1 protein-coding gene is annotated in these 1,384 nt (G+C 73.7%); it reads left to right on the top strand.

Features of this window, described 5'->3' with window-relative positions:
* Positions 1-1,384: PH domain-containing protein (locus tag C1I93_RS30485; protein WP_258378392.1), on the top strand; the 1,384-nt coding region annotated here is incomplete at both ends.

Below are 1,384 nucleotides of genomic sequence, written 5' to 3'. Positions count from 1 at the left end.
ACCCCCCACCGACGCGCCACCGCCCGGCCACCCGCACGGTGGGCCGTACCCGCCGGGGCCGCCGCCGGATCCGCTGCACAGCCGGCAGCGACTGCATCCGTTGAGCCCCGCCCTGCACGGCGCCAAGTCCCTGGTCGTGGTGATCGCCGGACTCTCCTGGTCGACGTTGTCCCGGGTCGGGTTCGGTTGGTTCGTGGCGATGGTGATCGTGATCGCCCTCGGCGCCACCGTGCTGGCGGTGGTCAGCTGGTACAACACCGGCTACCAGGTGGTCGGCCGGGAGTTGCGGATCCACGAGGGGCTGCTCTGGCGCCGGACCCGGGCCATCCCGTTGGAACGGCTCCAGGCGGTCGAGGTCGTACGTCCGCTGCTCGCCCAGCTCACCGGCCTGGCGGAGCTGCGGTTGGAGGTCGTCGGCGGCGGCAAGACCGAGGCGCCGCTGGCGTTCCTCGGGGTGGCCGAGGCGGCGGCCCTGCGGCGACGCCTGCTGGCCCTGGCCGGGGCCCGGACCGCAGCCGCACCCGGCGCCCCGCCGGCGCAGGTGCCGACGCAGGCCGGGGAGCCGCCCGTGCCGGCCGGCCGGCCACTGCACGCCGTCGAGAACCGCGACCTGTTGATCAGCCAACTGCTCACCCCCCAGGCGTTCCTGCTGCCCTTCGGCGTGGTCTTCGTGGTCGCGCAGTTCCTGTCCGAAGGATCGTGGTCGTTCATCGCGGTGGCGAGCACGCTCACCGCGATGGCAGGCATCCTGCTGCAACCCGTACGCCGGGTGCTCGACGACTGGCGGTTCCAGCTCGCCCGCGACGAGGACCGGCTCCGGATCCGCAACGGTCTGCTGGAGACCAGGGCGCAGACCGTGCCGCTGCACCGGGTACAGACCGTGGGCGTGACCTGGCCACTGCTCTGGCGGGTCAAGGGGTGGCTGCGGCTACGCCTGGAAGTGGCCGGTTACGCCGCCGGCGAGCCCGACCAGCGCAACCGTCCGGACCGCTTGCTTCCCGTCGGTGACCTGACCACCGGCGAGGCGATCGTGGCCGAGGTGCTGCCCGGCGTCGTCCTGTCGTCGCTACCGCTCACCCCACCGCCGACCCGGGCCCGGTGGGTCAACCCGCTGAGCCGCCAGGTGCTCGGCGCCGGCCTGGCCGAGCGGGTCTTCGTCGTACGCTCGGGTCTGCTCACCCGTCAGCTCACGATCGTGCCGTACGCCCGGTTGCAGAGCGTCCGGGTGGTGCAGGGACCGGTGCAGCGGATGCTGGGGCTGGCCACCGTGCACGCCGACACCGCGGGCGGAGCCGGCGCGGCGGCGGTGGATCGCGATGTCACCGAAGCCTGGACCCTGGCAGCGGAACTAACCACCCGCGCCCACACCGCCCGCCCCACCCCC

The organism is Micromonospora endophytica, from assembly GCF_003236305.1.
GTDB lineage: Bacteria > Actinomycetota > Actinomycetes > Mycobacteriales > Micromonosporaceae > Micromonospora > Micromonospora endophytica.
Note: the sequence above shows the minus strand (reverse complement) of the source record. Positions and strands in the feature narration are given on the sequence as shown.